Origin of the sequence: Micromonospora sp. NPDC023966 (genome assembly GCF_040639095.1) — a bacterium.
Classification (GTDB): Bacteria; Actinomycetota; Actinomycetes; order Mycobacteriales; family Micromonosporaceae; genus Micromonospora.
The window spans coordinates 266,148-291,021 of record NZ_JBEZZJ010000004.1 but is presented as its reverse complement, the minus strand read 5'-3'; the positions used below and the strand labels follow the sequence as shown (position 1 = coordinate 291,021).

General features: G+C 74.9%; 22 protein-coding genes and 1 riboswitch. Of the genes, 11 read left to right on the top strand and 11 right to left on the bottom strand.

Features of this window, described 5'->3' with window-relative positions; translation table 11 throughout:
• The first annotated feature begins 24 nt into the window (after positions 1–24).
• Together pstA and pstB are read left to right on the top strand one after the other, a co-directional pair.
• Complete coding sequence (pstA, locus tag AB0F68_RS09660) at positions 25–1,113, top strand: phosphate ABC transporter permease PstA (RefSeq protein ID WP_357334422.1); 1,089 nt, start codon at positions 25–27, stop codon at positions 1,111–1,113.
• A gap of 20 nt (positions 1,114–1,133) precedes the next feature.
• Positions 1,134–1,910, top strand: coding sequence for a phosphate ABC transporter ATP-binding protein PstB (gene pstB / locus AB0F68_RS09655; RefSeq protein WP_357334420.1), 777 nt, complete (start codon positions 1,134–1,136; stop codon positions 1,908–1,910).
• A 161-nt stretch (positions 1,911–2,071) separates the two neighbouring features.
• Here the strand turns inward: pstB and AB0F68_RS09650 are convergent, their stop codons facing one another.
• Entirely contained in the window at positions 2,072–2,899 is an 828-nt protein-coding gene (locus tag AB0F68_RS09650) for an NUDIX hydrolase (RefSeq protein ID WP_357334417.1), read from the bottom strand.
• A gap of 408 nt (positions 2,900–3,307) precedes the next feature.
• Here AB0F68_RS09650 and AB0F68_RS09645 point away from each other — a divergent pair, with 408 nt between their 5' ends.
• On the top strand, positions 3,308–4,276 hold the full coding sequence (locus tag AB0F68_RS09645; protein WP_357334415.1) for a Gfo/Idh/MocA family oxidoreductase: 969 nt from the start codon (positions 3,308–3,310) through the stop codon (positions 4,274–4,276).
• A 43-nt stretch (positions 4,277–4,319) separates the two neighbouring features.
• On the opposite strand, the gene AB0F68_RS09640 is transcribed toward AB0F68_RS09645, so the two are convergent.
• The 3 genes from AB0F68_RS09640 to AB0F68_RS09630 form a co-directional block, all read right to left on the bottom strand.
• Positions 4,320–5,324 (bottom strand): inorganic phosphate transporter, encoded by a 1,005-nt coding sequence (locus AB0F68_RS09640; protein ID WP_357334412.1) that lies wholly within the window; start codon positions 5,322–5,324, stop codon positions 4,320–4,322.
• 4 nt (positions 5,325–5,328) lie between these two features.
• Positions 5,329–5,955, bottom strand: a complete 627-nt coding sequence (locus AB0F68_RS09635; protein WP_148431186.1) for a DUF47 family protein — start codon at positions 5,953–5,955, stop codon at positions 5,329–5,331.
• Positions 5,956–6,085: 130 nt separating this feature from the next.
• Positions 6,086–7,063, bottom strand: a complete 978-nt coding sequence (locus tag AB0F68_RS09630) for a PPK2 family polyphosphate kinase (RefSeq protein ID WP_357334410.1) — start codon at positions 7,061–7,063, stop codon at positions 6,086–6,088.
• Between the two features lie 114 nt (positions 7,064–7,177).
• Between AB0F68_RS09630 and sigJ the strand changes: the two genes are divergently transcribed.
• Entirely contained in the window at positions 7,178–8,134 is a 957-nt protein-coding gene (sigJ, locus tag AB0F68_RS09625; protein ID WP_357334406.1) for an RNA polymerase sigma factor SigJ, read from the top strand.
• Between the two features lie 7 nt (positions 8,135–8,141).
• Here the strand turns inward: sigJ and AB0F68_RS09620 are convergent, their stop codons facing one another.
• A complete protein-coding gene (locus AB0F68_RS09620; protein ID WP_357334404.1) occupies positions 8,142–8,648 on the bottom strand; it encodes a DUF402 domain-containing protein in 507 nt (168 codons plus the stop codon).
• 125 nt (positions 8,649–8,773) lie between these two features.
• Between AB0F68_RS09620 and AB0F68_RS09615 the strand changes: the two genes are divergently transcribed.
• Complete coding sequence (locus AB0F68_RS09615) at positions 8,774–10,912, top strand: ATP-dependent DNA helicase (protein WP_357334401.1); 2,139 nt, start codon at positions 8,774–8,776, stop codon at positions 10,910–10,912.
• 63 nt (positions 10,913–10,975) lie between these two features.
• On the opposite strand, the gene AB0F68_RS09610 is transcribed toward AB0F68_RS09615, so the two are convergent.
• Positions 10,976–12,256, bottom strand: coding sequence for an AI-2E family transporter (locus AB0F68_RS09610; protein WP_357334753.1), 1,281 nt, complete (start codon positions 12,254–12,256; stop codon positions 10,976–10,978).
• A gap of 172 nt (positions 12,257–12,428) precedes the next feature.
• Here AB0F68_RS09610 and AB0F68_RS09605 point away from each other — a divergent pair, with 172 nt between their 5' ends.
• Together AB0F68_RS09605 and AB0F68_RS09600 are read left to right on the top strand one after the other, a co-directional pair.
• Positions 12,429–12,776: a co-chaperone GroES gene (locus AB0F68_RS09605; RefSeq protein WP_357334398.1), complete on the top strand. Its 348-nt coding sequence runs from the start codon at positions 12,429–12,431 to the stop codon at positions 12,774–12,776.
• Between the two features lie 79 nt (positions 12,777–12,855).
• Entirely contained in the window at positions 12,856–13,023 is a 168-nt protein-coding gene (locus AB0F68_RS09600) for a hypothetical protein (RefSeq protein WP_357334396.1), read from the top strand.
• A gap of 25 nt (positions 13,024–13,048) precedes the next feature.
• Here the strand turns inward: AB0F68_RS09600 and AB0F68_RS09595 are convergent, their stop codons facing one another.
• Positions 13,049–14,530, bottom strand: coding sequence for a PrsW family intramembrane metalloprotease (locus tag AB0F68_RS09595; RefSeq protein WP_357334393.1), 1,482 nt, complete (start codon positions 14,528–14,530; stop codon positions 13,049–13,051).
• Positions 14,531–14,553: 23 nt separating this feature from the next.
• Positions 14,554–14,674, top strand: a riboswitch (SAM riboswitch).
• 49 nt (positions 14,675–14,723) lie between these two features.
• On the opposite strand from AB0F68_RS09595, the gene AB0F68_RS09590 reads away from it, so the two are divergent.
• Positions 14,724–15,986 (top strand): aminotransferase class V-fold PLP-dependent enzyme, encoded by a 1,263-nt coding sequence (locus AB0F68_RS09590; RefSeq protein WP_357334390.1) that lies wholly within the window; start codon positions 14,724–14,726, stop codon positions 15,984–15,986.
• A gap of 114 nt (positions 15,987–16,100) precedes the next feature.
• Here AB0F68_RS09590 and AB0F68_RS09585 read toward each other — a convergent pair whose 3' ends face one another.
• Positions 16,101–17,360: an FUSC family protein gene (locus AB0F68_RS09585; RefSeq protein WP_357334747.1), complete on the bottom strand. Its 1,260-nt coding sequence runs from the start codon at positions 17,358–17,360 to the stop codon at positions 16,101–16,103.
• 74 nt (positions 17,361–17,434) lie between these two features.
• Between AB0F68_RS09585 and AB0F68_RS09580 the strand changes: the two genes are divergently transcribed.
• A complete protein-coding gene (locus AB0F68_RS09580; protein WP_357334388.1) occupies positions 17,435–18,070 on the top strand; it encodes a metal-dependent phosphohydrolase in 636 nt (211 codons plus the stop codon).
• Here the strand turns inward: AB0F68_RS09580 and AB0F68_RS09575 are convergent.
• Complete coding sequence (locus tag AB0F68_RS09575) at positions 18,042–18,377, bottom strand: DUF4031 domain-containing protein (RefSeq protein ID WP_357334385.1); 336 nt, start codon at positions 18,375–18,377, stop codon at positions 18,042–18,044. The two genes, AB0F68_RS09580 and AB0F68_RS09575, sit on opposite strands and share 29 nt — an antisense overlap.
• A gap of 57 nt (positions 18,378–18,434) precedes the next feature.
• On the opposite strand from AB0F68_RS09575, the gene AB0F68_RS09570 reads away from it, so the two are divergent.
• Positions 18,435–19,835, top strand: a complete 1,401-nt coding sequence (locus tag AB0F68_RS09570; protein WP_357334383.1) for an FAD-linked oxidase C-terminal domain-containing protein — start codon at positions 18,435–18,437, stop codon at positions 19,833–19,835.
• Between the two features lie 4 nt (positions 19,836–19,839).
• On the opposite strand, the gene AB0F68_RS09565 is transcribed toward AB0F68_RS09570, so the two are convergent.
• The gene (locus AB0F68_RS09565) at positions 19,840–20,316 is read right to left on the bottom strand and encodes a hypothetical protein (RefSeq protein ID WP_357334380.1); all 477 of its coding nucleotides are present in this window, start codon (positions 20,314–20,316) and stop codon (positions 19,840–19,842) included.
• A gap of 95 nt (positions 20,317–20,411) precedes the next feature.
• Positions 20,412–22,307, bottom strand: a complete 1,896-nt coding sequence (locus tag AB0F68_RS09560; RefSeq protein ID WP_357334378.1) for a glycerol-3-phosphate dehydrogenase/oxidase — start codon at positions 22,305–22,307, stop codon at positions 20,412–20,414.
• Between AB0F68_RS09560 and AB0F68_RS09555 the strand changes: the two genes are divergently transcribed.
• Positions 22,306–24,831: a S8 family serine peptidase gene (locus AB0F68_RS09555; RefSeq protein WP_357334375.1), complete on the top strand. Its 2,526-nt coding sequence runs from the start codon at positions 22,306–22,308 to the stop codon at positions 24,829–24,831. The two genes, AB0F68_RS09560 and AB0F68_RS09555, sit on opposite strands and share 2 nt — an antisense overlap.
• Positions 24,832–24,874: the final 43 nt, after the last annotated feature.

Sequence of the window (24,874 nt, the reverse complement as noted above, 5' to 3'; positions counted from 1 at the left end):
GTCGCGAACTGAAGGAAGCCCCGCATGACCACCACCGTCACCTCCCACCGCCCGCAACCGCCGGCCCAGCCGCTGACGCTGCGGGCCCGGCGACTTCCGGCGTACGCCGCACCGGTCATCGCCGTCGTGGCGCTGCTGGTCTCGGCCGGCATCGTCTACGGCGCCGGCATCGGCGGCCCGGTCCTGGTCGTGGTCGTCGGCGCGCTGCTCTACCTGGCCGGCCTGCACGTCGCCGCGAACGCGGTGGAGGGCCGCCGGGCCGCCCGCAACCGGACCTGGAGCGCCCTCATCCACTCGGCCTTCGTGCTGGCGGTGCTGCCGCTGGCCTCGGTGGTCTGGACCCTGGTCAGCAAGGGCGCCGAGCGGCTCGACGGCAACTTCTTCGGCACCTCGATGAACAACATCGGGGCCCGGGACGCGAACGGCGGCGCCTACCACGCCATCGTGGGGACCCTGGAGCAGGTCGGCATCGCCACTCTCGTCACCGTCCCGCTCGGCGTGCTCTGCGCGATCTACGTGGTCGAGTACGGCCGGGGCCGGTTCGCCTTCACCATCCGCTTCTTCGTGGACGTGATGACCGGCATCCCGTCGATCGTCACCGGCCTGTTCGTGCTGGCCTTCTGGGTGCTGATCGTTTCGCCGTGGTTCAACGACGGCCGGCCGGGCTTCTCCGGCTTCGCCGCCGCGCTGGCCCTGAGCGTGCTCATGCTGCCGACCGTGGTCCGCTCCACCGAGGAGATGCTCCGCCTCGTGCCGGCGCCGCTGCGCGAGGGCGCGTACGCCCTCGGCGTGCCGAAGTGGAAGACCATCCTGCGGGTCGTGCTGCCGACCGCGCTGCCCGGCATCGTCACCGGCATCATGCTCGCCATCGCGCGGGCGGCCGGCGAGACCGCGCCGGTGCTGCTCGTGGCCGGCGGCGGCGCCGCGATCAACTTCAACCCGTTCGAGAACAACCAGTCGTCGCTGGCTCTCTTCGTCTACCAGCAGGCCGGCGAGGCCTCGAAGTACTCGCCGGCGCGGGCGTGGACCGCGGCGCTGACCCTGGTCGCCCTCGTCCTCATCCTGACCGTCGCGGCGAAGTTGCTGGCCCGCCGCAACCGGCTCGGCCGATGAACCCCGGAGGTACCACCACCATGGCCAAGCGCATCGAAGCCGCCGACGTCACCGCCTACTACGGCGGGTTCAAGGCGATTGAGAACATCAGCCTGACCGTCGAGCCGAAGACGGTCACCGCCCTGATCGGGCCGTCCGGCTGCGGCAAGTCCACCTTCCTGCGGTCGATCAACCGGATGCACGAGGTGCTGCCGGGGGCCCGGGTCGAGGGCAGCCTGACCATCGACGACCAGGACATCTACGACCGGGACGTGGACGTCACCGCGGTCCGGCGGATGATCGGCATGGTCTTCCAGCGGCCGAACCCGTTCCCCACCATGAGCATCTTCGAGAACGTGGTGGCCGGCCTGCGGCTCAACGGGGTGCGGCGCAAGTCGATCCTGGAGGAGGCCGCCGAGAAGGCGCTCCGCTCGGCGAACCTCTGGGACGAGGTGAAGGACCGGCTCGGCAAGCCCGGCGCCGGCCTCTCCGGCGGTCAGCAGCAGCGGCTCTGCATCGCCCGGACCATCGCGGTCGAGCCGCAGGTTGTGCTCATGGACGAGCCCTGCTCGGCGCTGGACCCGATCTCCACGCTGGCCATCGAGGACCTGATGTTCCAGCTCAAGGACAAGTTCACCATCATCATCGTCACGCACAACATGCAGCAGGCCGCCCGGGTGTCGGACCGGACCGCCTTCTTCTCCATCGAGAAGACCGGCGACCCGGGCCGGCTGATCGAGTACGACAACACCCAGAAGATCTTCAGCAACCCGAGCCGGAAGAAGACCGAGGACTACATCACCGGCCGCTTCGGCTGAGCCGCCGCCGTCCCGGTCCGCGAGGGCCCCGGTCGATCCCGACCGGGGCCCTCGGCGTATCCACGCCTCGACCTGCGTTGATCTTGCAGTTTCGGCCCACGATTCGCCCCGATCCGCCGCATTCGCCCGGGCGGTAAGTGCAAGATCGGCGGGGGCGGGGCTCAGGTCAGGGTGAAGCGGGGTTCGCCGTCCTCGGGGACGTCCAGGCGCGGGGTGATCGGGGTGGCGGCGTCGCGGGTGGCCGCCGTGCGGGCCACGCCCGCCAGGTCGCCGGCGGCGGCGACCTCGCCGAGGGTGACCATCGTGGGCGGGAGCATGGTCAGCTCGCCGGCCTCCGCCCGGGCCAGGGCGTCCGCCGGGCGCAGCCACACCGTGTGGTCGGCCTCGCCGGAGACGTCCCGGGTCCGCTGCCCCTCGGGCAGCAGGGCGATGAAGAAGTACGTGTCGAAGCGGCGCGGCTCGAACTCCGGGGTGATCCACCGGCTCCACGGCAGCAGCAGGTCGGAGCGGAGGGTGAGGCCCCGCCCCGCCAGCAGGTCGGCGAAGCCGGTCCGCCGGGCCACCAGGTCCTGCCGGGCCGCCTCCCAGTCGTCACCGCTCACGTCGCCCACCACGGTCCCGCCGTCCGGGCCGGCCAGCAGCACCCCCGCCTCCTCGAAGACCTCCCGGGCTGCGGCGCAGACGACGGCCTGCGCGGCCTCCGGGGCGAGGCGGAGCCGCTCGCCCCAGCCGGCCGGCGTCGGGCCGGCCCAGTCCAGGTGAGCCTGCGAGTCCGAGCGGTCCACACCGCCGCCGGGGAAGGCGTACATCCCACCGAAGGTCATCGCGGCCACCCGGCGGATCAGGTACACCTCGAAGTCGGCGCCGGCCGGGCGGAGCAGCAGCACGGTGGCGGCGACCCGGGGCACGGCCGGCACGCCGCCCTCGGCACGGAACCGGCGGGCGTGCTCCACCAGGGCGGGCGGTGCGGCGAAGCCGTCGATCGTCATGCCCCGAGCCTAGTTCCCGACCAGTGGATCATCCGCCCGCCGGGACGGCCGGGACGGTGTCAGAGTGCACGCCCCGATCTTGGACAGTTGTCGTTCGTCACGAACGACAACTGTCCAAGATCTCGCCGGCGTCCGCACCGGCCGGGCGGCTGTGCCGCTCGGCGCGATCATTACCAGCAGCACCTCCCGGTCGCATAGGTGTCGTCGAACGCCCGACGTCCGCCGCCGTGACGCGGGTTCCGGTGGAGCGCCGGGGCCTTGCCGGTAGCCGTCGGCGAGCTGTTCTAGCCGGTGGGGAGTTCGTTGTGCACCGCGCCGAAAGCGGGCTCCTGGGAAGTCGACTCGCCCAATTTCCCGACGGGTGGATCTTCTTTTCGGCGGCGGAACGGCCCGGGATAGCGTGCCGGTATGACGCGTTGGGGAATCCTGGCCACCGGACACATCGCCGCACGCTTCGCCGAGGACCTGCGGCTGGCGCCGGGGGCCGAGCTGGTGGCGGTCGGTTCGCGTACCCGGGAAAGCGCCGAGCTGTTCGCGAAGCGGCACGACGTGCCCCGGGCGTACGCCTCCTGGGCGGAACTGGCCGCGGACCCGGACGTGGACGTCATCTACGTCGCCACCCCGCACGTCGCGCACCACGAGGCGGCCCTCACCTGCCTGGCCGGCGACAAGGCAGTGCTGGTGGAGAAGCCCTGCACGCTCGACCTGGCCACCACCACGGAGCTGGTCGAGACGGCCCGCGCCCGCGGCCTCTTCCTCATGGAGGCCATGTGGATGCGGACGAACCCGCTGATCCTCCGGGTGCTGGAACTGATCCGGGACGGCGCGATCGGCGAGGTGACCCACGTCCGGGCGGACTTCGGGGCGGCCGGCCCGTTCCCGCCGGAGCACCGGATGCGGGCCCGGACGCTCGGCGGTGGCGCCCTGCTCGACCTCGGCGTCTACCCGCTGAGCCTGGCCCACCTGCTGCTCGGCATGCCCCAACACGTGAACGCCTGGGCGAAGCTGAGCCCGGAGGACGTCGACGAGAACACCGGCATCGTCCTCGGTTGGGACTCCGGGGCGGTGGCGACGTTGAGCTGCGGGATCGTCGGCGCCACCGCGATCACCGCCGCGATCACCGGCACGACCGGCCGGATCGACCTGCCGGAGCCGTTCTACCGGCCCGGCGCCGCGGTGCTGCACCGGCTCGGCGCGGAGCCGGAGACCATCGCGGCGGACCTGACCGGGGGCGGCTACCAGTATGAGGCGATCGAGGTGCAGCGCTGCCTGGCGGCCGGGCTGATCGAGAGCCCGCTGGTGCCGCACTCCGCCACCCTTGAGGTGATGGGCCTGCTCGACGACATCCGGGGCCGGATCGGCGTCGACTACGCGTGAGGGGTCCCCCGCCACGGCGGGGGACCCCTCGGCGTCGGACGTCTCAGAACAGCGGGCGGACCAGCAGGTACGCCAGGCAGGCGATGGCCGCGGCGGCCGGGAACGTGATGATCCAGGCGATCACGATGTTGCCGGCCACGTTCCAGCGGACCGCGGAGAGCCGCTTCGTCGCGCCGACACCCATGATCGCTGAGGTGATCGTGTGGGTGGTGGAGATCGGGGCCTTCAGCACCAGGGCGTTGAAGTAGAGCACGGCGCTGGCCACGGTCTCGGCCGCGAAGCCCTCCGGTGGGCCCAGGTCGATGATCTTCCGGCCCAGGGTCCGGATGATCCGCCAGCCGCCCGCGTAGGTGCCGGCCGCCAGCATGGCCGCGGAGGTCCAGAACACCCAGCCCGGGATGTGCGTCTTGGAGTCCTGGAAACCGCCGGTGTAGAGCGCCAGCACGATGATGCCCATGGTCTTGGCGGCGTCCTGCATGCCGTGGCCGACCGACATGGCGGCGGCCGAGGCGGTCTGCGCCCAGCGGAAGCCCCGGTTGAGCTTGCCGGGCTGGCCCTTCCGGAACAGCCAGAGGATCGCCAGCATCAGCAGGAAGCCGAGCACCAGGCCGACCACCGGCGAGAGCACCATCGGGACGAGGACCTTCTCGACGATGTTGCCCCACTGCACGACGCCGTCGGCGGCGAAGAGGGTCGCCCCGACCAGGCCGCCGAAGAGGGCGTGCGAGGACGACGACGGCAGGCCGAAGTACCAGGTGATCAGGTTCCAGGCGATCGCGCCGAGCACGCCGGCGAAGACCACCCCCAGGCTGGCCACCCCGGGTGGCAGGGTGACCAGGCCGTCGCCGACCGTCTTGGCCACCCCCGCGCCGAAGTGCGCGCCGACGAAGTTGCCGACGGCGGCCAGCGCCAGGGCGATCCGGGGGGTCAGCGCCCGGGTGGACACGCTGGTGGCGATCGCGTTCGCCGCGTCATGGAAGCCGTTCGTGTAGTCGAACGCCATGGCGACCACGATCACCGCCAGCACGGCGATGAGTTCGGGGGTCACGGGATCAGGACTCCTTGACCGCGATGGTCTCGACGGTGTTGGCGACGTGCTCGAAGGCGTCGCAGGCGGCCTCCAGCTCGTCGGCCACCTCCTTCATCTTCAGCACCGTGAGCGCGTCGTACTCACCGCTGAAGAGGCGGACCAGCAGCATCCGGTACGCCTGGTCACCGTCGTTCTCGAGGCGGTTGCACTCGATCCAGTAGTCCTCAAGATCCTTCATCGACTTCAGCCGGGGCATCGCCTCGGCGGTCAGCTTGGCCTGCTGGTCCAGCACGTTCACCAGCTCGTGCATCTCGCGCGGCAGCGACGGCAGCTTGGTCAGGCCGTAGAGGTAGAGCAGGTTGCCGACCGCCTCCAGGTGGTCCATCACGTCGTCGAGCAGCGAGCCCAGCCGGTAGATGTCCTCGCGGTCGAACGGGGTGATGAAGGTGGAGTTGATCTTCTTGTACAGCTCGTGGGTGATCTGGTCGCTGTCGTGCTCGACCTCGGTGAGCCGCTCGCTCACCGACTGGACCTCGACATCCGGCAGCCCCAGCTCGTTGAGCAGCTCGGTTCCCTTGACCAGGTTCTGCGCGGCCCTGGTGAAGAGCTCGTAGAAGGCGCCCTCGGTGGGACGGAAGGAAAACTTCACAGCACGGACCTCGTCGTGTCGGTGGAAGGGTGGCCGTCGCCCGGATGGCGTCTGCTCTGCGCATGCTAGGTACCCCGTGGAACCGGGCAACGCCCGGCCCACCCCTGGTCAGGCCCGATTCACCACTCGTTCACCTGTTGTTCACCTTGCCCGCTCCGCCCTCGCTGCGCAGCCGCTCCCGCTCCCGCGCGATGTCGAAATCGGCAGGCGGATACCCCAGATCCAACCCGTCGAACGTCTCCCGGAGCAGGTGCGCCACCGCCCAGTCGCGGTACCACTTCCGGTCCGCCGGCACCACGAACCAGGACGCGACGTCCGGGCCGCACCGCTCGATCGCCTCGGCGTACGCCGCCTGATAGTCGTCCCAGTGGGCCCGGGTGTCCAGGTCGCTCGGGTTGTACTTCCAGTACTTCGTCGGGTCGGTGAGCCGCTCCATCAGCCGCTCGCCCTGCTCGGCGTACGAGATGTGCAGCATGACCTTGACCACAGTGACCGCGTTGCCGGCCAGCTCCCGCTCGAACTCGTTGATCAGGTCGTAGCGGCCCCGCCAGGTGGCCTCGTCGACCAGGCCCTCGACCCGGGCGATCAGCACGTCCTCGTAGTGCGAGCGGTTGAAGACGCCCACGTAGCCGGGGGGCGGGAGGGCCCCGCGGATCCGCCAGAGGAAGTCGTGCCGCCGCTCCTCCTCGGTCGGCGGGCCGAACGAGCGGATGTGCAGGCCCAACGGGTTCATGGCGCCGGCCACCCGCTTGACCGTGCCGTCCTTGCCGCCGCAGTCCATGGCCTGGAGCACCAGCAGCAGCCGGCGCGGGCGGTCGCCGGCCAGGTGGGCGCCGGCCTGGGTGGGTGCGCTGGTCGCGCTCCCCGGACCGGCGGCGCCCTTCGCGGAGGCGTACAGCATCTCCTGCTGCCGGCCGAGCTCCGCGCCGAGCAGCTCGACCTGCCCGCGCGCCCACTCCTTGCGGCCCTTGCCGCTCCCGGCCGCCGCGGGCAACCCCGGGGTCGACCGGGGATCCACCGCCGCCAGGTCCACCGCGCCCGGGCCGGCCCGGAGCAGCTCCCGCATCGACCCGCCCTCGGGCCGCGCCACCTCGTCGACACCGCTCATCCCTCGATCCTCACCCACCCCGCCCACCTCCGCCTCCCGAGCGGTGTCCGTTCCCGGGCGGCGCCGCTCCCGGGGCCCGGGGGAGAATGTGGGTTCCGGCGGAGGGGGCGGCACGTGCAGGAGCGGGCGGCGGAGTTCGAGGCGGAACGCGGGCACCTGCTGGCGGTGGCGCAGCGGATGCTGGGCAGCCGGAGCGAGGCCGAGGACGCGGTCCAGGAGACCTGGCTGCGCTACGCGGGCGCGCTCGCCGACCCGGCCGCCCGGGAGCAGGTCCGCGACCTGCGCGGCTGGCTCACCACCACCTGCTCGCGGATCTGCCTGGACGTGCTCCGCTCCGCCCGGGTGCGCCGGGAGGCGTACCCCGGTCAGTGGCTGCCGGAGCCGGTGGTGAGCGCGGCGCCGACCGCGGACGGGTTCGCCCCCGACCCGGCCGAGCGGGCGGTCCGGGCCGACCAGCTCGGCACCGCGCTGCTGGTGGTGCTGGAGCGGCTGACCCCCGAGCAGCGGGTGGCGTTCGTGCTGCACGACGTCTTCGCCGTGCCGTTCGGCACGGTCGCCGAGGTGCTCGGCACCACCCCGGCGGCCGCCCGGCAGCTCGCCTCCCGGGGCCGCCGCGCGGTCACCGCGCCGGACGTCCCCCGGCACACCGCCGACCTGGCCGAGCAGCACAAGGTGCTCAGCGCGTTCGTGGCGGCGGTCGAGTCCGGGGAGCTGGACCGGCTGGTCGAGGTGCTGGCCCCCGACGTGGTGGTGATCGGCGACAGCGGTGGGCACTTCCCGGCCGCCCGCCGGCCGGTGGTCGGCGCCGACCTGGCGGGCCGCTTCATCCTCGGTCTCTTCGGCCAGGCCGCTCGCTGGGGCGGGCCCCTGCACGCCCGGCCGGTGCTGGTCGACGGCGCGCTGGGCTGGCAGGCGGAGACGGTGTTCCGCGACGGGCGGCCGCTGCGGATGGTCACCTCGTTCGCCGTGCACGAGGGCCTGATCACCGGCGTCTTCAACCAGCTCAACCCGGAGAAGGTGGCCGACCTCCCCGGGGTCAGGGCCGACGAGGACTGGCCGCCGCGCCTCTGAGGCCGGCTCAGACGACCAGGGCCAGCCACTTCCGGTACGAGGTGGCGAACGGCTCGGTGCCGTCGTCGAGCGCACCGAGCAGCCAGCGCGCGGCGGCCTCGGCCTCGGTCACCACGTCGGCGGGGTAACCCCAGCGCGCCCGGTGCTCGGCGAACTCGTCCTCGTCGCGCAGCTCGACCACGCCGGTCGCCCGGCGGCGCACCACATCGAGGTCGAGGTCGACCAGGTGGACCGTCTCCTCGCCCTCCCAGCTCGCCGGGGTGGTGATGTCGCAGTAGACCTCACTGGTGCGCGGGGGCGGGTTGAACATGCCGGTCCACCAGGCGTGCCGGGGCACCAGCAGGACGAACGGGATCCGCTCCACGGAGGGCCGGCCGTGGTAGACCGACTCGGTGCCGGCCGGCACGCCGAGCCAGACACCGAGGTCGTCCTCGGCGAGCCGGCGGGCCGGGTAGTCGCGGTGGGCGCTGCCGTCGTACTTGCGGTAGATCACGCGGACCACGTCGCTCGGCATGACTGGCACCCTAACCGATTCCGGCCACGCGACGCGATCGGCAGGTAACCGGACGCGACCTGCCGGCCACGCCACGCGGGCGGAGCGACCCACCCCCTGTCGGCGCCGGCGGGTACGGTCGCACGGTGACCCCGCCCCGCACCGCCACCGGCCCCGCCGTTCCCAAGAAGCGCCGGGGCGGCCGGCCCGGCGGGGGCGAGCTGCTGGCCGCCGCGGTCGGCGCGGTCCCGGGCGGCGCGGCCCGCCCCGGCCAGCAGCAGATGGCCGAGGCGATCGAGCGGAGCATCACCTCCGGCGAGCATCTGCTGGTGCAGGCCGGCACCGGCACCGGCAAGTCGCTGGCCTACCTGGCCCCGGCGCTGACCGTGGACGGCCCGGTGGTGGTCTCCACCGCCACCCTGGCGTTGCAGTCCCAGCTGGTCGACCACGACCTGCCCCGGCTGGCCGACGCGGTCGAGCCGGTGCTCGGCCGGCGCCCCACCTTCGCCGTGCTCAAGGGGCGGCACCACTACCTCTGCCTGGCCCGGCTGGACAGCTCGGTCGAGGCGGAGCCGGAGGACACCCTCTTCGACGCGCCGCGCCCCGGCGCCACCAAGTGGCTCGGCGAGGCGGGCCGGCTCGGCAAGCAGATGCAGCGGCTGCGTGACTGGGCGGAGGAGACCGCCACCGGCGACCGGGACGAGCTGGACCCGGGCGTGGACGACCAGGTCTGGCGGAGCGTCTCGATGCCGGCCCGGGAGTGCGTCGGCGCCACCCGCTGCCCGTTCGGCCAGGAGTGCTTCGCCGAGGCCTCCCGGGCCCGGGCCCGCGAGGCGGACATCGTGGTGACCAACCACAGCCTCCTCGCCGTCGACATGCTCGCCGGCCGGCACATCGTGCCGCCGCACAAGCTGCTCGTGGTGGACGAGGCGCACGAGCTGGCCGACCGGGTCTCCTCGGCGGCCCAGGCCGAGCTGGAGCCCCAGCTGATCGACCGGTCCACCCGCCGGGCCCGGCCGCTGCTCCGCCCCGAGGTGGCCGAACGGCTCACCGAGGCCGGCGACGCGCTCGCCGTGGGGCTGGCCGAGGCGCCGGCCGGGCGGCTCACCGCCGGCCTGCCGCCCGCGCTGCGCGAGGCGTGCACCCTGCTCGACGGCGCCACCCGGGCCGCCCTGGAGGCGATCGGCGACATCAAGGCCGACGACCCGGACCCGGTGCGCAAGCAGCAGGCCAAGGCCGCGCTGGACGAGCTCTCCACCACCGCGCAGCGGCTGCTGGAGGAGGCCGACCACGACGTGGCCTGGGTGGAGAAACCGGAGAACGGCAGCCGCCGGGCGCTGGTGGTGGCGCCGCTCTCGGTCGCCGGCACCCTCGCCACCCACCTCTACGACGAGCGCACCGTGGTCGCCACCTCGGCCACCCTGGCCCTGGGCGGCCGGTTCGACACGGTGGCCCGGGCGCTGGGGCTGGACGCGCCGCCGCCCGCCCCGCCCTCCCCCGCGGCGGCCGCGCTGGCCGCCACGGCCGCCGCCGGCCGCGCCGGCACCACATCCCCGGTGGCGAGCACCGACGGCAGCCGGGCGGCGACCGGCACCGTACCGGCCACCGAGGGGCCGGGCTGGACGTCGCTCGACGTGGGCTCGCCCTTCGACTACGCCCGGCAGGGCATCCTGTACGTCGCCGCGCACCTGCCCCGGCCCAGCGTCTCCGGGCTGCCCGAGGCCGCGGGCGAGGAGTTGCTGGCGCTGGTCGGGGCGCTCGGTGGGCGTACCCTCGGGCTCTTCTCCTCCCGTCGGGCCGCGCAGCAGGCCGCGGAGCTGCTCCGGGCGCGGACCGACCTGCCGGTGCTGCTCCAGGGCGAGGAGGCGCTGCCGCTGCTGGTCCGCCGGTTCCGTGAGGAGCGGGAGAGCTGCCTGTTCGGGGTGATGTCGCTCTGGCAGGGGGTGGACGTGCCGGGCGATGCCTGCCAGCTCGTGGTGATCGACCGGCTGCCCTTCCCCCGGCCCGACGAGCCGCTCGCCGCGGCCAGGGCGGCGGCGGTCGACGCCGGCGGCGGCTCCGGCTTCGCGGCCGTGAGCGTGCCGATCGCGGCGGTCCGGCTGGCCCAGGGGGTCGGCCGGCTGATCCGGGCCACCGGCGACCGGGGCGTGGTGGCGGTGCTCGACTCCCGGCTGGAGACCGCCCGCGGCTACGGCCCGTTCCTGCGCCGCTCGCTGCCCCCGTTCTGGTACACGACCCGGCCCGACGTGGCCCGGGGCGCACTGGAGCGGCTCGGCAAGAGCTGACGCCCGCGCCTCCCCGAGCAGGGGCGACGCGGGCGTCGGGTGAGCGGGCCTTCGGGGCGCGGGTCAGGGCGCGTGGGAGGCGACCACCACGGCGTCGGGTGGGGTGTCCGGCACGGTCCGCGCGGCGAGCCGGCGGACCGCGGTGTTGAGCACGGCGATCAGCGGCACCGCGACCAGCGCGCCCGCGATGCCGGCCAGCACCACGCCGGCGGCGATCCCGATGATCACGGCGAGCGGGTGGATGGCCACCGCCCGGCCCATGATCAGTGGCTGGAGCACGTGCCCCTCGACCTGCTGCACGCCGATCACCGCGCCCAGGATGATCAGCGCGGTCACCGCGCCGCTGTCGACCAGCGCCACCAGCACGGCCACCACGCCGGACAGCGCCGCGCCGACGATCGGGATGAACGCGCCCAGGAAGACCAGCGCGGCCAGCGGGAACGCGAACGGGATGTCGAAGATGACCAGGAAGATGCCGATGCCCACGGCGTCGATGAAGGCGACCAGCACGGTGGCCCGGACGTAGGCGCCGAGCGTCGCCCAGGAGGCGCGGCCGGCGTCGTCCACCTTCCAGCGGGCCTTCACCGGCAGCAGCCGGACCAGGAACCGCCAGATCTTGGCGCCGTCCCGGAGGAAGAAGAAGGTCGCGAAGAGCACCAGGACGGTGCCGGTGAGCACCTCGGCCAGGGTGGCCGCGGTGTTGAGCGCCCCGCTGGTGAACTTCTCCGTGTTGCCGTTGATCCAGCTCTGCGCCTCGTCGATATAGCGGTTGAGCTGGCCGTCGGAGAGGTGCAGCGGGCCGGTCTTGAGCCAGTCCTGGATCTGCCGGACGCCCTGGGACGACTTCTCACTCAGCTCCGGCACACCCTGGATGAACTCGTTCACCACCAGGGTCAGCGTGCCGACCACCGCGGCCAGGCCGCCGACCAGCACCACGCCGGTCGCCAGCGACCGGGGCAGGCGGGCCCTGAGCAGCCAGCCGACCGCCGGGGCGAGCAGCGCGGAGAGCAGCAGCGCGACCGCCAGCGGGATGATCACGATGCGGACGGTGCCGACGATCTTGAGCAGCGACCAGGTGACGATGCCGACCACGATGAGCCGCCAGCACCAGGCCGCCGCGATCCGCAGCGCGTGCGGCACCTCCACGTCGTCCAGGCTGGTGGTCGAGGAGTGCACGGGGGGCGGGGGCTCCGCGCCCACCACCGTCGCCGCCGGAGGCGCCGCCGGGCTCGGCGAGGAGGGCGAGGCCACGTCCGGCTCCTCCGCCGACCGGTCCGGCTCGGTCCGCCGGGCCCGCGCCGACTCGCGGCCGGACTCGTACGCGCGACGGAGCCGTCCACGCATCCGCTCGAAGCGGCTCAAGCGCACCTCCCGCAAACTTGGTCCGCCCACGGACACAGGGTGGACAGGATACGTCCGTCCGCCCCACCCTAGGGCGACTCCGCCACACATTGCCCCCTGCCGCTCCGCCCAACCACGCCGGGATCGACCGCCGGGCACGCGGTAGCGTCTTCGCGTGAACGCCGACCAGAACCTCGACGCCGGGCTGCCGATCCGGCTGCTGCATGACCGTGTGCTGGTGCGTACCGAGAACGGCGAGGGGGAACGCCGTTCCACCGCCGGCATCGTCATTCCGGCCACCGCGGCGGTCGGCAAGCGGCTGGCCTGGGCCACCGCCGTCGGCGTCGGGCCGCACGTCCGCTCCATCGTCTCCGGCGACCGGGTGCTCTTCGACCCCGACGACCGCTCCGAGGTCGAGTTGCACGGCCGGGCGTACGTCCTGCTGCGCGAGCGGGACGTGCACGCCGTGGCGGCCGAGCGGGTGGATAAGGAGCCGACCGGCTCGACCGGCCTCTATCTCTAGGCGTCCCCGCCTCGCGGGTGCCGTTTGCGCCGCTGCCCGGCGGGAAGCCCCAGGCACGACAGCGCCCTGGGGAGGGATCATGCCGGTAGTCATCAAGAAGATACTTGCCTGGGGATTCCTCGCGTTCCTGGTCTACTACATGGCGTTCCGGCCCGACGGCGCGGCGCAGCTGTTCAAGGGGATCGGGGCAGCCCTCATGGCCATCGCCCAGGGCCTCGGCGACTTCCTCACCGGCCTGATGACCTGAGCCGCCGGCACCCGGGGCGGTCCGGTCAGGCGTGCGGGTGCCAGGGGGCGGCCGGGCGCGGGCCGGGCCAGCCCTGCGGGCCGTAGCCGGCCGGGAAGGCCGGCGGCGGGGCCAGCACCACCGGGATCGGCACCACCGGCTCGTCCGGGGCCTCGACCGCGCGCCGCGACCCGTCCGGGAAGCGCAGGTGGTAGCGCTGCCCGTCCCAGACCCCGACCGGCGCCTGCGGGTCACGGCCCACGAAGAACGCCCGGTACGCCCCGATCGCCTCCAGCAGCTCCCGTTCCTCCCGCGCCGTCCGGTCCCGCTCGGCGGGCTTGCGGTCCAGCCCCCGGCGCATCCCGTCACGCAGCAGCGCCAGCCGGGTGGCCGCGAACTGGTAGCCGCGCATCGCCTTCACCCCACCGTCGCCGGCCACCCGCCGGGCCCAGGTCCGGGCGGCGTGCCGCCGGCCGAGGCTGCCCAGCGCGGCCACCTCGGGCGGGGTGAGCCAGCCGGCCCGGACGTAGTCCGGCAGGGTGCGCTCGGTGAGCCGCCCCTCCCAGGCGCGCAGCCAGATGGCCAGCCCGACCATGCCGAAGAAGATCGGCACCATCACGCCGAGGTAGCCGTAGAGCGCGATCAGCGGCTGCCCGGTGGCGGCGGCGAGCGAGGGCAGCAGGTTCCAGGTGCCGTGCAGCATCATGGCCACCAGCAGGCCGGCGATCGGGGCGAGGAAGCGCACCCGCCGGTCGGCGGTACGCGCCGCGACCCCGAGCCCGACACCGGTCATCGAGGTGAACAGCGGGTGGGCGAACCCGAAGAGCAGGATCCGCACGATGAAGATGGCGATCACCTGGCGCGCGCCGGTGGCCGGGCCGTACTCCTCGACGCCGGTGCGGTAGCCGTATCCGCCCAGGTAGAGGATGTTCTCCACCATGGCGAAGCCGACGGCGGAGAGCCCGCAGTAGACCAGGCCGTCGGTGACCCCGGAGAACTCCCGGCGGCGGAAGATCAGCAGCAGGATCGGGCCGGCGGCCTTGGTCAGCTCCTCGATGAACGGGGCGACCAGCACGGCGGTCAGCGCCGCGGGCAGCCCCAGGTTGTCGAACAGCCGGGCGCCGGTCTCGTTGACCAGCAGCGAGATGGCGGTGGAGACGAACGCGCCCCAGGCGAAGCAGAAGATCAGATACTTCAGCGGCTCGGGCTCGTAGCGGTCGAGCCAGAGGAAGCAGGAGACCAGCACCGGCACCGGCAGGATCGCCGCGATCACGCCGACCAGCAGCGCCTCCGCGCCCAAGCTCTCGCCCAGGGTGAACACCATGAAGACCGCGCCGGCGGCGATCAGCAGCACCACCCCGGCCAGCGCCAGGAACCGCCGCCAGCCGAGCCGGCGCAGCGGCATCCGGGGGGTCGGCGACCCCGGCGGGACGGCGGGCGCGGTCGGCGGCGGCGGCAGGGCTCCGCCGGGCGGGGTGACGGCCATGCCGTCAGCGTAGTCATCCGCGACCCACTGGTCGGGTCGCATCGCGGCCGCTATGCTCCCGGACAGGTCACGAGTGCCAGCGCGAAGCCCCGGCTTGCTGGCCGGCAACCCTCGTCGAGTTCGCGGTGGGGTGCCCCGGGTGATGACCGGGCCCAGCCCGAACCGCGTGCTGGGCAAGCGCGGACCCCGTCCCGGTGGCCACACCCGGGGTCCCCTGGACCCGGGAGGCTCCGGCATGACCGTCACCCTCGCACCCTCGCTGCCCACCCTGCCCATCCCGAGCGCGCCCGACCCGCTCGGCGTGCTCGGCGTACCGGGGGAGATCAACCTGGACCACGCGGCCAGCGCGCCGTGCGCGCGGGCGGCGGCCGACGCGGTGGCCGAGCTCCTGCCCTGGTACGCGAGCGTGCACCGCGGCGCCGGCGCGCTGTCGCGGCGCTGCACGCTGGCCTACGAGCGGGCCCGGCAGACCGTCGCCGACTTCCTGGGCGCCCGCCCCGACGACCACGTGATCTTCACCCGGAACACCACCGACGCGTTGAACCTGCTGGCCCGGGCGCTGCCCGCCGGCACCACGGTGGTCACCTTCGCCGGCGAGCACCACGCCAACCTGCTCCCCTGGCCGCGGGGTTCGGTGCGGCTGCCGGTGCCGGACGGCCCGGGCGGGGCGGTCCGTTCCCTGGACGCCGCGCTCGGCGAGCTGTCCCGCGACGCCCGGCCCGGGCTGCCGGTGCTGGTGGCGGTGACCGGTGCGAGCAACGTGACCGGGGAGCGCTGGCCGGTGGCCGAGCTGGCCCGGGTGGCGCGCCGGCACGGCGCCCGGATCCTGGTCGACGCCGCCCAGCTCGCCCCGCACGCCCCGGTGGACCTGGCCGCGCTGGACGTCGACTACGTGGCCCTCTCCGGCCACAAGCTGTACGCCCCGTTCGGCGCGGGCGTGCTGGTCGGGCGGGCGGACTGGCTGGACGCGGCCCCGCCGTACCTGGCCGGCGGCGGAGCCACCAGCCACGTCGGGGCGGCCACCCACGAGGTGCGCTGGGCCACCGGCCCGGCCCGGCACGAGGGGGGCACCCCGAACCTGCTCGGCGCCGTGGCCCTGGCGGCGGTCTGCGCGGCGCTGGCCGCCGCGGACCGGGACGCGCTGCACGCCCGTGAGCAGGCGCTGCTGGCCCGGCTCCGGACCGGCATCGCCGCCCTGCCGGACGTGGTGGAGCTGCGCACGTTCGGGCCGGACACACCTCGGGTGGGCATCGTCAGCTTCGTGGTCGCCGGCCGCGACTCCGCCGAGGTGGCCGCCCACCTGGCGACCGCGCACCGGATCGGCGTCCGGGACGGCCTGTTCTGCGCCCACCCGCTGGCCCGCCGCCTGCTCACCGAGGCGGCGACCCGCAGCGGCCGCCGCGACCTGCCCGCCACCGCCCTCCGCGCCAGCCTCGGCCTCGGCACCACCCAGGCCGACGTCGACGCCCTCCTGACCGCCCTGGCCACCCTCCCCTGACCCGGCCGTCCACCTCGGCCCTGGGCTCATCCTGGTGATCATGAAGTTAGCGCCCTGGAAGGCGCTTTCCACAGCCGTTAACTTCATGATCACCTGGATCGGGCGGGGGCGGGGTCAGCCCACCGGGGGTGCCGTGGGGGGTTTGGGGGCGGGGCTCTGTTCGGTGGTCTCGCCGGAGCGCTGCTCCCGGTCGCCGAACGCCTGGCGGACCAGGCGGTTCGCCTCCTCCTGCTCGATGCCCGAGGCCACCATGAGGTCGCTCGCCGTGGTCCGCACCTGGGCGATCACCACGCTGCCGGAGAAACCCACCCCCTCGGCGTACGCCCGGCCCGCCTCGCTGACCGCGCGCAGCGACCGCTCCCGGGCCTTCTCCGGCTCCTCCCCGACGGCGAACTCGTGGCGCAGCAGGCGTACCGACTCGGCCAGGTGGGCGACCGAGTCGGGCATCGTATCGGGGATGGGCTCCTCGTCCTCGATGACGGTGACCGAGCGGCGGATCAACGTGCCGCTGTTCCGCATCGCCCGGTCGATCGGGTCCGCCGCCTCGGCGTAGTGGGTCAGCTCGTCGCGCCGGTGCCAGCGGGCCGGCGAGATGGTGATGGTCTCCTTGGCCCCCTCGATCGCCTCGGAGAGCGCCGCCAGCTCCTCCTTGTTCTCCCGGAGCCGGAACAAGGCCCGCTGGGCGGCGCCCCGGTCCCGGTTGCGCAGCGCCTCCGCGCAGCCGTCGAGCTGCCCGGCGAGCAGGTCCAGCGCCGGCCGGGCCGCCCGGTTGATCACGCGGAGCGGGTTGAGCGGCAACAGGATCGCGGTGACCAGCAGCGCGATGCCGCCGCCGATGAAGGCGTCGACGAAGCGGGGTATCTCCAGGTTCTGGGTGGACGGGCTGAGCGTCACGATCAGCACCGCGGTGGCCGCCGCCTGGATGACGATGGCCACGCTCGCCCCGGCGAAGACGGTGAGCAGGATCGCGGCGGTGACCACCAGGCCGAGCTGCCAGGCGCCGGTGCCGAGGAAGTAGATCAGCAGGTCACCGACGAAGACCCCGACCGCCACCCCGATGATCAGCTCGACGGTCCGGCGGAACCGCTGGCCGACCGAGGCGGCCAGGGTGCCGACCGCCGAGATCGGCGCGAACACCGGCTGCGGATTGCCCAGCACCACGTGGGAGACCAGGTAGGCCAGCCCGGCCGCGAGGCCCGCCTGGAGCGCCAGGCCGAGAGCCGTACGCACCCGGTGCAGCCGGTCGTGCAGGGTGGCCTTGCCCCGGTGCCGGAGCTGCTCCATGGCCTCGGAGATCCGCGCCCCGTCGACGTCGACCAGTCCCTCGCGCAGCGCCGTACGCCGGAGGAACGGCGGTCGTCGGTCCCGGGCCACGGCCATGGCCGGGACTACCCGTCCCGCCCTCGGTGAATCCTTCCGACCTGCCGGGGTGGGGCAGACTGCACCGCGTGGACGAGCTGATCGAAAGGTGGCGGGACGCGGCCCGGGCGGCGGGGGCGACCGACCCGGCCGGCGTCGAGCGGGCCGGGGCGCGGCTGCTGGCCGGCTGGCGGGAGCCGCACCGGCACTACCACACGCCGGCCCACCTGCGGGCGGTGCTCGACGTGGTCGACGCGCACGCCGGGTCGGCCTGCCGCCCGGACCTGGTCCGGCTTGCGGCGTGGTGCCACGACGCGGTCTACGACCCCCGGGCCGGCGGCGACGCCAACGAGCGGGCCAGCGCCGAGCTGGCCGGGGACCTGCTCACCGCCGCCGGGCTGCCGGCGGACGCGGTGCGCGCGGTACGCCGCCTGGTGCTGCTCACCGCGGGCCACGCGGTCGGGCCGGACGACCCGGACGGCGCCCTGCTCTGCGACGCCGACCTGGCGATCCTGGCCGCCCCGCCCGTCGACTACGACCGCTACGCGGCCGCCGTGCGCCGCGAGTACGCCCACGTCCCCGACCCGGGGTTCCGCGCCGGCCGCGCCGCGGTCCTGGCGAACCTGCTGGCCCTCCCGGTCCTCTTCCGGCTCCCCGAGCCGCACCGCCGCTGGGAGGCGCGCGCCCGCGCCAACCTCAGCCGAGAACTCGCGACCCTGCGCTGATCCCGGGCTCCCGCGGTGCCGGCCGGGCCGGAGCGCCGGGAGCGGGGACGGTGCGGGGCTTGGGCCGGCGCAGGTCGGCGGCGCGGAGCAGGCGGACGATCTCGCGGGAGGGCACGAGCCGGGCGCCCAGCCAGACGGCCATCGGGACGCGTTCGGCGGGGAGGTCGTAGTGGTCCCGGTCGAAGCCGCGCCGGGGGACGCCCAGCGCCTCGGCGAAGGCGTGCAGCTCGGCGTACGAGACGTCGCTGATCAGGTGCGACCAGAGCCGCCCCCGTGAGGGCACCGTGGGCGGGTCCAGGTAGAGCATGGCGACCAACGGTACGCCCGGTTGGTCAACCCCGCCGGCACGACCTAGCCTTCCGGCATGGCCGCCCACCCCCTCCTCGACGACCTGCGGAGCGCCCTCGGCGACGCCGCCGTGCTGACCGACCCCGACCTGCTGGCGATGCACGAGCGGGACGAGGCCGACCTGTGCGCGGCGGGCACCCCGCTGGTGGTGGTCCGGCCGCGCGACACCGGGCAGGTCGTGGCGGTGGTCCGCGCGGCGGGCCGGCACGGCGTACCCGTGGTGCCGCAGGGGGCGCGGACCGGGCTGGCCGGCGCGGCGAACGCGGTGGACGGCGCGGTGGTGCTGAGCACCGTCGCCATGGACCGGATCGTGGAGGTCGACCCGGTCAGCCGGATCGCCGTGGTGCAGCCCGGCGTGGTCAACGCGACGCTGGCCGGGGCGGTCCGCGAGCACGGCCTCTGGTATCCGCCCGACCCCGGCTCCTGGGAGTCGTCCACCATCGGCGGCAACGTGGCCACCAACGCCGGCGGCATGTGCTGCGTGAAGTACGGCGTGACCACCGAGTACGTGCTGGGGCTGGAGGTGGTGCTCGCCTCCGGCGAGGTGCTGCGCACCGGCCGGCGCACCGCCAAGGGCGTCGCCGGCTACGACCTGACCCGGCTCTTCGTGGGCTCGGAGGGCACCCTCGGCGTGATCACCGAGGTGACCGTGGCGCTGCGCCCGGTGCCCGAGGAGTCGCTGACCCTGGTCGCGGTATTCCCCACCACGGCGGCGGCCGGCACCGCGGTCGCCGGGATCGCCGCGCGCGGGCTCACCCCGAGCCTGCTGGAACTGCTGGACCGGACCCATCTGCGGGCCATCGAGGCGTACCGGCCGATGGGGCTGCGGACCGACGCGCAGGCGCTGCTGCTCGCGGCGGTGGACACCGGCTCCCGGGCGGCCGACGACCTGGCCCGGCTGGCCGAGGTGTGCACGGCGGCCGGGGCCGACGAGGTCTACGCGGCCACCGACGCCGCCGAGGCCGCCGCGCTGCTCCAGGCCCGGCGGCTGGCCCACCCGGCCATGGAGAGGTTCGCCGCGGAGGCCTTCCCCGGCGGCAACGGCGGCCTCGTCATCGACGACGTGGCGGTCCCGCGCGGCGCGCTGGCGGCGCTGCTCGACGGGGTGGCCCGGATCGCTGAGGAGTGCGGGGTGCCGATCGGCGTGGTCGGGCACGCCGGCGACGGCAACATGCACCCGAACATCGTGGTCGACCGGGCCGACCCGGCCAGCCTGGCCCGCGGGCGGCGGGCCTTCGACGAGATCATGCGGCTCGGGCTGGAACTCGGCGGCACCTGCACCGGCGAGCACGGCGTCGGCCTGCTCAAGCGCGACTGGCTGGCCCGGGAGATCGGGCCGGTGGGCGTCCGGGTGCACCAGGCGATCAAGGCCGCGCTGGACCCGGCGGGGCTGTTCAACCCCGGCAAGGTGTGCTGACCCCTCAGCCCTTGTCCTCGGCGGGGCTGGCCTGGGTGATCAGCAGCAGGACCTGGTAGGCCACCGGCGGCTTCGGCTCGCCCGGGCAGTCCTGAATGGTGATGGTCAGGCCCGGCGGGATCAGCAGCGTCGAGGTCAGCGCGTCGATGCAGCCCTGCTTGTAGTGCCGGGCCTCGTCGGTCTCCTTCGCCAGCGCCGGGTCGGCGAGCATCTGCTGCAACCGCTGCGTCTGCTCGGGGGTGAGCGCCCCGGTCGAGTCGACGCCGTCGCCCGCGCAGTCACGGCACTGCCACCGCCCGGCCGGGTCGACCTCCAGCTTGCGGGTCGGGCCGTCCGCGCCGAGTTGCTGCACCAGGGAGACCCGCCGCCCGTCGGGGGTCGGCGAGACGGCGCCGGCTCCGTCCGGTGTGGTGGCACCCTCGGCCCGGCCGAACAGCGAGCAGCCGCTCAGGGCGATCGCCAGCAGGACGCCGACGGACACAGCACGGACGCGCGACCAGGATGGGCGAACCACGCCGGGAAACCTACACTTCCGTAGGTAAGCCCGGTACCCTCCGGAACGACGTTACCCGCCGGTCACCGGGAAGACGGCAGTTCGACGCTGTCGCCGTCGGTGCCCCGGTCCGCCGCGAAGCCGCGCACGTCCGGCGCGCCCAGCCGAGCCGCGTCGGCCGCCACGTCGTCCGCCATCAGCTGCGACTGCCGCTCGGCCTCCACCCGGGCCCGGTAGTGGGCCACCTCGCGGGCGCGGGTCGCCGCGTCCCAGCCCAGCACCGCGCCCATCAACTCCGCGGCGTGCTCCGCCGACTCCAGGCCGCGGTGGCTGGTCTCGATGGAGATCCGGGTACGCCGGGTCAGCACGTCCTCCAGGTGCAGCGCCCCCTCGGCGCGGGCCGCGTACGTCACCTCGGCGGCCAGGTATTCCGGGGCGCCGGCCAGCGGGGAGCCGAGCAGCGGGTCGGCGTCGACCAGGGCGAGCAGGTCGAGGGTGAGCGTGCCGTAGCGCTCCAGCAGGTGCTCGACCACCCCGACCGGCACCCCGTGCCGGCGGGCCAGGTCGGCCCGGTCCCGCCACATGGCCGCGTAGCCGTCGGCGCCGAGCAGCGGCAGGTCGGCGGTGCGCGACGGCCGGGTCCAGCCAAGCCGGTGCACCGCCCGGTCGACCACGTCCGAGGCCATCACCCGGTAGGTCGTGTACTTGCCGCCGGCCACCAGGAGCAGCCCGAGCATCGGCTCGACGACCGCGTGCTCCCGGGAGAGCTTGGAGGTGGAGTCCGCCTCACCGGCCAGCAGCGGGCGCAGCCCGGCGTACACGCCCTCGATGTCGTCGGTCGTGAGCGGGCGGTCCAGCACCATGTTGACCTGCTCCAGCAGGTAGTCGATGTCCTTCGCGGTGGCCGCCGGGTGGGACCGGTCCAGCCGCCAGTCGGTGTCGGTGGTGCCGATGATCCAGTGACCGCCCCACGGGATGACGAAGAGCACGCTGCTGGCGGTACGCAGGATCAGCCCGGTCTCGCCGGTGATCGCCGAGCGGGGCACCACCAGGTGCACGCCCTTGGAGGCCCGGACCCGGAAGCCGGGGCGCAGCCCGACGTCGTTGAGCATCCGGGACATGTCGTCGCTCCACACGCCGGTCGCGGCGATCACGGTGCGGGCGCGTACCTCGAACTCGGCGTCCGGCGAGCCGGCGCGGGCCTCCAGGTCGCGGACCCGGACCCCGGTGACCTCCCGGGCCTGCCGGATCAGGCCGACCGCCCGGGCGCTGGTCACCACCGTCGCGCCGAGGCTGGCCGCGGTGCGGGCGAGGGTGGTCACCAGCCGGGCGTCGTCGACCTGCCCGTCGTAGTAGCGGATCGCGCCGGCCAGCTTGTCCGGGCGCAGGCTCGGGAAGATCCGGCGGGCCCCCTCCCGGCTCAGGTGCCGGTGCAGCGGCATGCCGCGCCCGCCGCCGAACACCCCGGCGAAGGCGTCGTAGGCGGCCACCCCGGCGCCGTAGTAGGAGCGGCGGAAGAACCGGCGGGGCAGGTCGCGCAGCCCGCCCTCGGCGGGGAGCGGGACCAGGATCGGGACCGGGCGCACCAGGTGCGGGGCGAGCCGGGTGGCGAGCAGCCCGCGCTCGGTCAGCGCCTCGTGCACCAGGTGGAACTCCAACTGCTCCAGGTAGCGCAGGCCGCCGTGGATCAGCTTGCTGGACCGGCTCGAGGTGCCGGCGGCGAGGTCGCGCGCCTCCACCAGGGCCACCTTCAGGCCGCGGGACGCGGCGTCGAGCGCGGCGCCCGCTCCGGTCACGCCACCGCCGATGACCAGCACGTCGAACCGCTCGGCGCGGAGTCGGCGCAGGTCGTCGGCGCGGCGCTCGACGGAGAGCTGACCGGCCGCGGATCGGGACACGTTGGGGTCGCGCACCCGTCCACCGTAACCGGCCACGCACTTCGGCGGCAGGTACCCGCCGGGCCGTACGGTGAGGGCCATGCAGGTCGGCCCGCCCACCGCCCCGGTCCCTCCGCCCGCTCCCGCCCACCGCGACACCGGGCCGTGGCCGGTGGTGGCCGCCGCGGTCACCGGTGTCTGGGCCGTGCTGGTCGCGGTGCCGGGCCAGCTCGTCGGCTGGGTGGTCGACCAGCTGGTGCTGGTCGCCGGCCTGGACCGCACGCCGGCGGTCTGGCCGGTGGTCGCCCTGGTGACGGTGCTGCTGGTGGGCGCACCCACGCTGGCGCTCGCCCTGCTCCCCCGCTCCCCCGCGATCCGGGCGACCGGCCGGGCCTGGCTGGTCGGCACGCTCGCGCTCGGCGCGCTGACCCTGCTCCGGGCGCTGCCGCCCGTGCACCACGAGGCGTACCTGGCCGCGCTGGCCGCGACCGCCGCGCTGGGCGCGCTGGCCCTCGACCGGCTCGCCCGCCGCCGATCCGCCTCGCCGGTTGCGTCCGCCCCTCCGGCTCCGGGTGGCGCGCCGGATGCGGGCGGCCCGCGGGCCTCGGGCGGCGCGGCGGCCTCGGGTGGCGCGCGGGGTGGTCGGGGCGAGGTCGGGCCCGACGGCCGGGGGTTCGGGCCGGTGACGCTGCTGGCGATCGCCGCCGGGCTGGCGTCCCTGCTGCCCTGGGCCTGGGTGGGCGCGCTGGGCGGGGCGCTGGAGACCCTGCTCGCCGGGCTCGCCGCCGCCGCGCTCGGGGCGCTCGCCGGGGTGCTCCTCGGCCCCGCGTTCTGGGCGGCGTTCGCGGTCGGCGCGCCACCCCGGCCCGCCCGACTGGTGCTGGTCGGCGGGCTGGTCGCCGGAGTGACCCTGGCGTTGCTGGGCGCCGGGGCCGGTCAGTCCGGGGCACAGCTGCCGGGGCTGCTCCTCCTGCCGCCGCTCGGCTTCGTGCTGGGCGCGCTGGAGGCCGCGGCCCGGCACGACGGCCGGCCGGCCGGGCGTACGCCGGTGCGCTGGCTGATCGGCCTCGCGCTGGTCGGGCCGCTGGCCTTCACCGACCCGGAAGAGGTCACCGTCCTGCTGGCGACCACCCGCGACGTCCCGTTCTGGGTCGCGGTGGCGACCGGCGTCGCGTTCGCCGTCGCGGTCCTGCTCGCCGTCGGGTACGGCGTGCTGCTCGCCCGGCGCCGCGCCCGCCCGCCCCGGCGCGGGCTGGCCGGGCTGACCGCCGCGGCCCTGCTCGCCGCCGTGGTCGTGGTCTACGCGGTCCCCGGCCAGCCCGGCCTCCACGGCGAACGGCTGCTGGTGGTGCTCCGCGAGCAGGCCGACCTGACCGGCATCCCCGCCGGAGCGCCCGGTCGGGCCGGCCGGGACGCGCGGGCGGCCGAGGTCTACCGGCGGCTGGTGGCCACGGCCGAGCGGACCCAGGGGGACCTGCGCCGCGCGCTGACCCGGTTGCGCCTGCACCCGACGCCGTACTACCTGGTCAACGCCATCGAGACGGACGGCGGGCCGGCGGCCCGGGCCTGGCTGGCCGGCCGCCCGGAGGTGGCCCGGGTGCTGGTCAGCCAGCGGCTGCGCCCGCTGCCCGCGGCGGCGCCTCCGACCCGGGGCAGCGTGCCGGCGCCGACCGGCCCGACCTGGAACGTCTCGCTGATCGGCGCGGACCGGGTCTGGTCGGAGCTGGGCGTGACCGGGGCCGGCGTGGTGGTCGGCAGCTCGGACTCCGGGGTGGACGGCCGGCACCCGGCGCTGGCCGCCGGCTTCCGGGGCGGCGACGACTCCTGGTACGACCCCTGGGAGCACCGCCGCACGCCGGCCGACCGGGGCGGCCACGGCACGCACACGGTGGGCAGCGCGGTCGGCCGGAACGGGATCGGGGTGGCCCCCGGCGCGAGCTGGGTCGGCTGCGTCAACCTGGACCGCAACCTGGGCAGCCCGGCGCGCTACCTGGACTGCCTCCAGTTCATGCTGGCCCCGTTCCCGCCCGGCGGGAACCCGCTCACCGACGGACGGCCGCACCGGGCGCCGGACGTGCTGACCAACTCGTGGGGCTGCCCGCCGGTGGAGGGCTGCGACCGGGGCGCGCTGCGTCCGGCGACCGCCGCGCTGGCCGCGGCCGGCATCCTGGTGGTGGCCGCCGCCGGCAACACCGGCCCGTACTGCGGCTCCATCGCCGACCCACCGGCACCGTACCCGGACGTGCTCACGGTGGGGGCGGTCGACCGGGCGCGCCAGCTCACCCGGTTCTCCAGCCGGGGTCCGGCGGCCGGGGGCGCCGGCAAGCCGGACCTGGTCGCGCCCGGCGCCGGGGTGCCGTCGGCCTTCCCGGGCGGCGGCTACGCCACCCTGGACGGCACCTCGATGGCGACCCCGCAGGTGGCCGGGGTGGTGGCGCTGATGTGGTCGGCCAACCCCGCGCTGGTCGGCGACCTGGACCGGACCCGGCGCATCCTCACGGAGACGGCCACCCCGGCCGGGGTGCCGGCCGGCTCGCCCTGCGGCGGCGCCCGGAACCTGGTCGGCGCCGGCCTGGTCGACGCGTACGCGGCGGTCCGCGCCGCCCGGGCCGCGGACCTCGGTTAACAACCCTGTCCATTGGCCGACGGATGGCCTAGGGTCGGCGTCC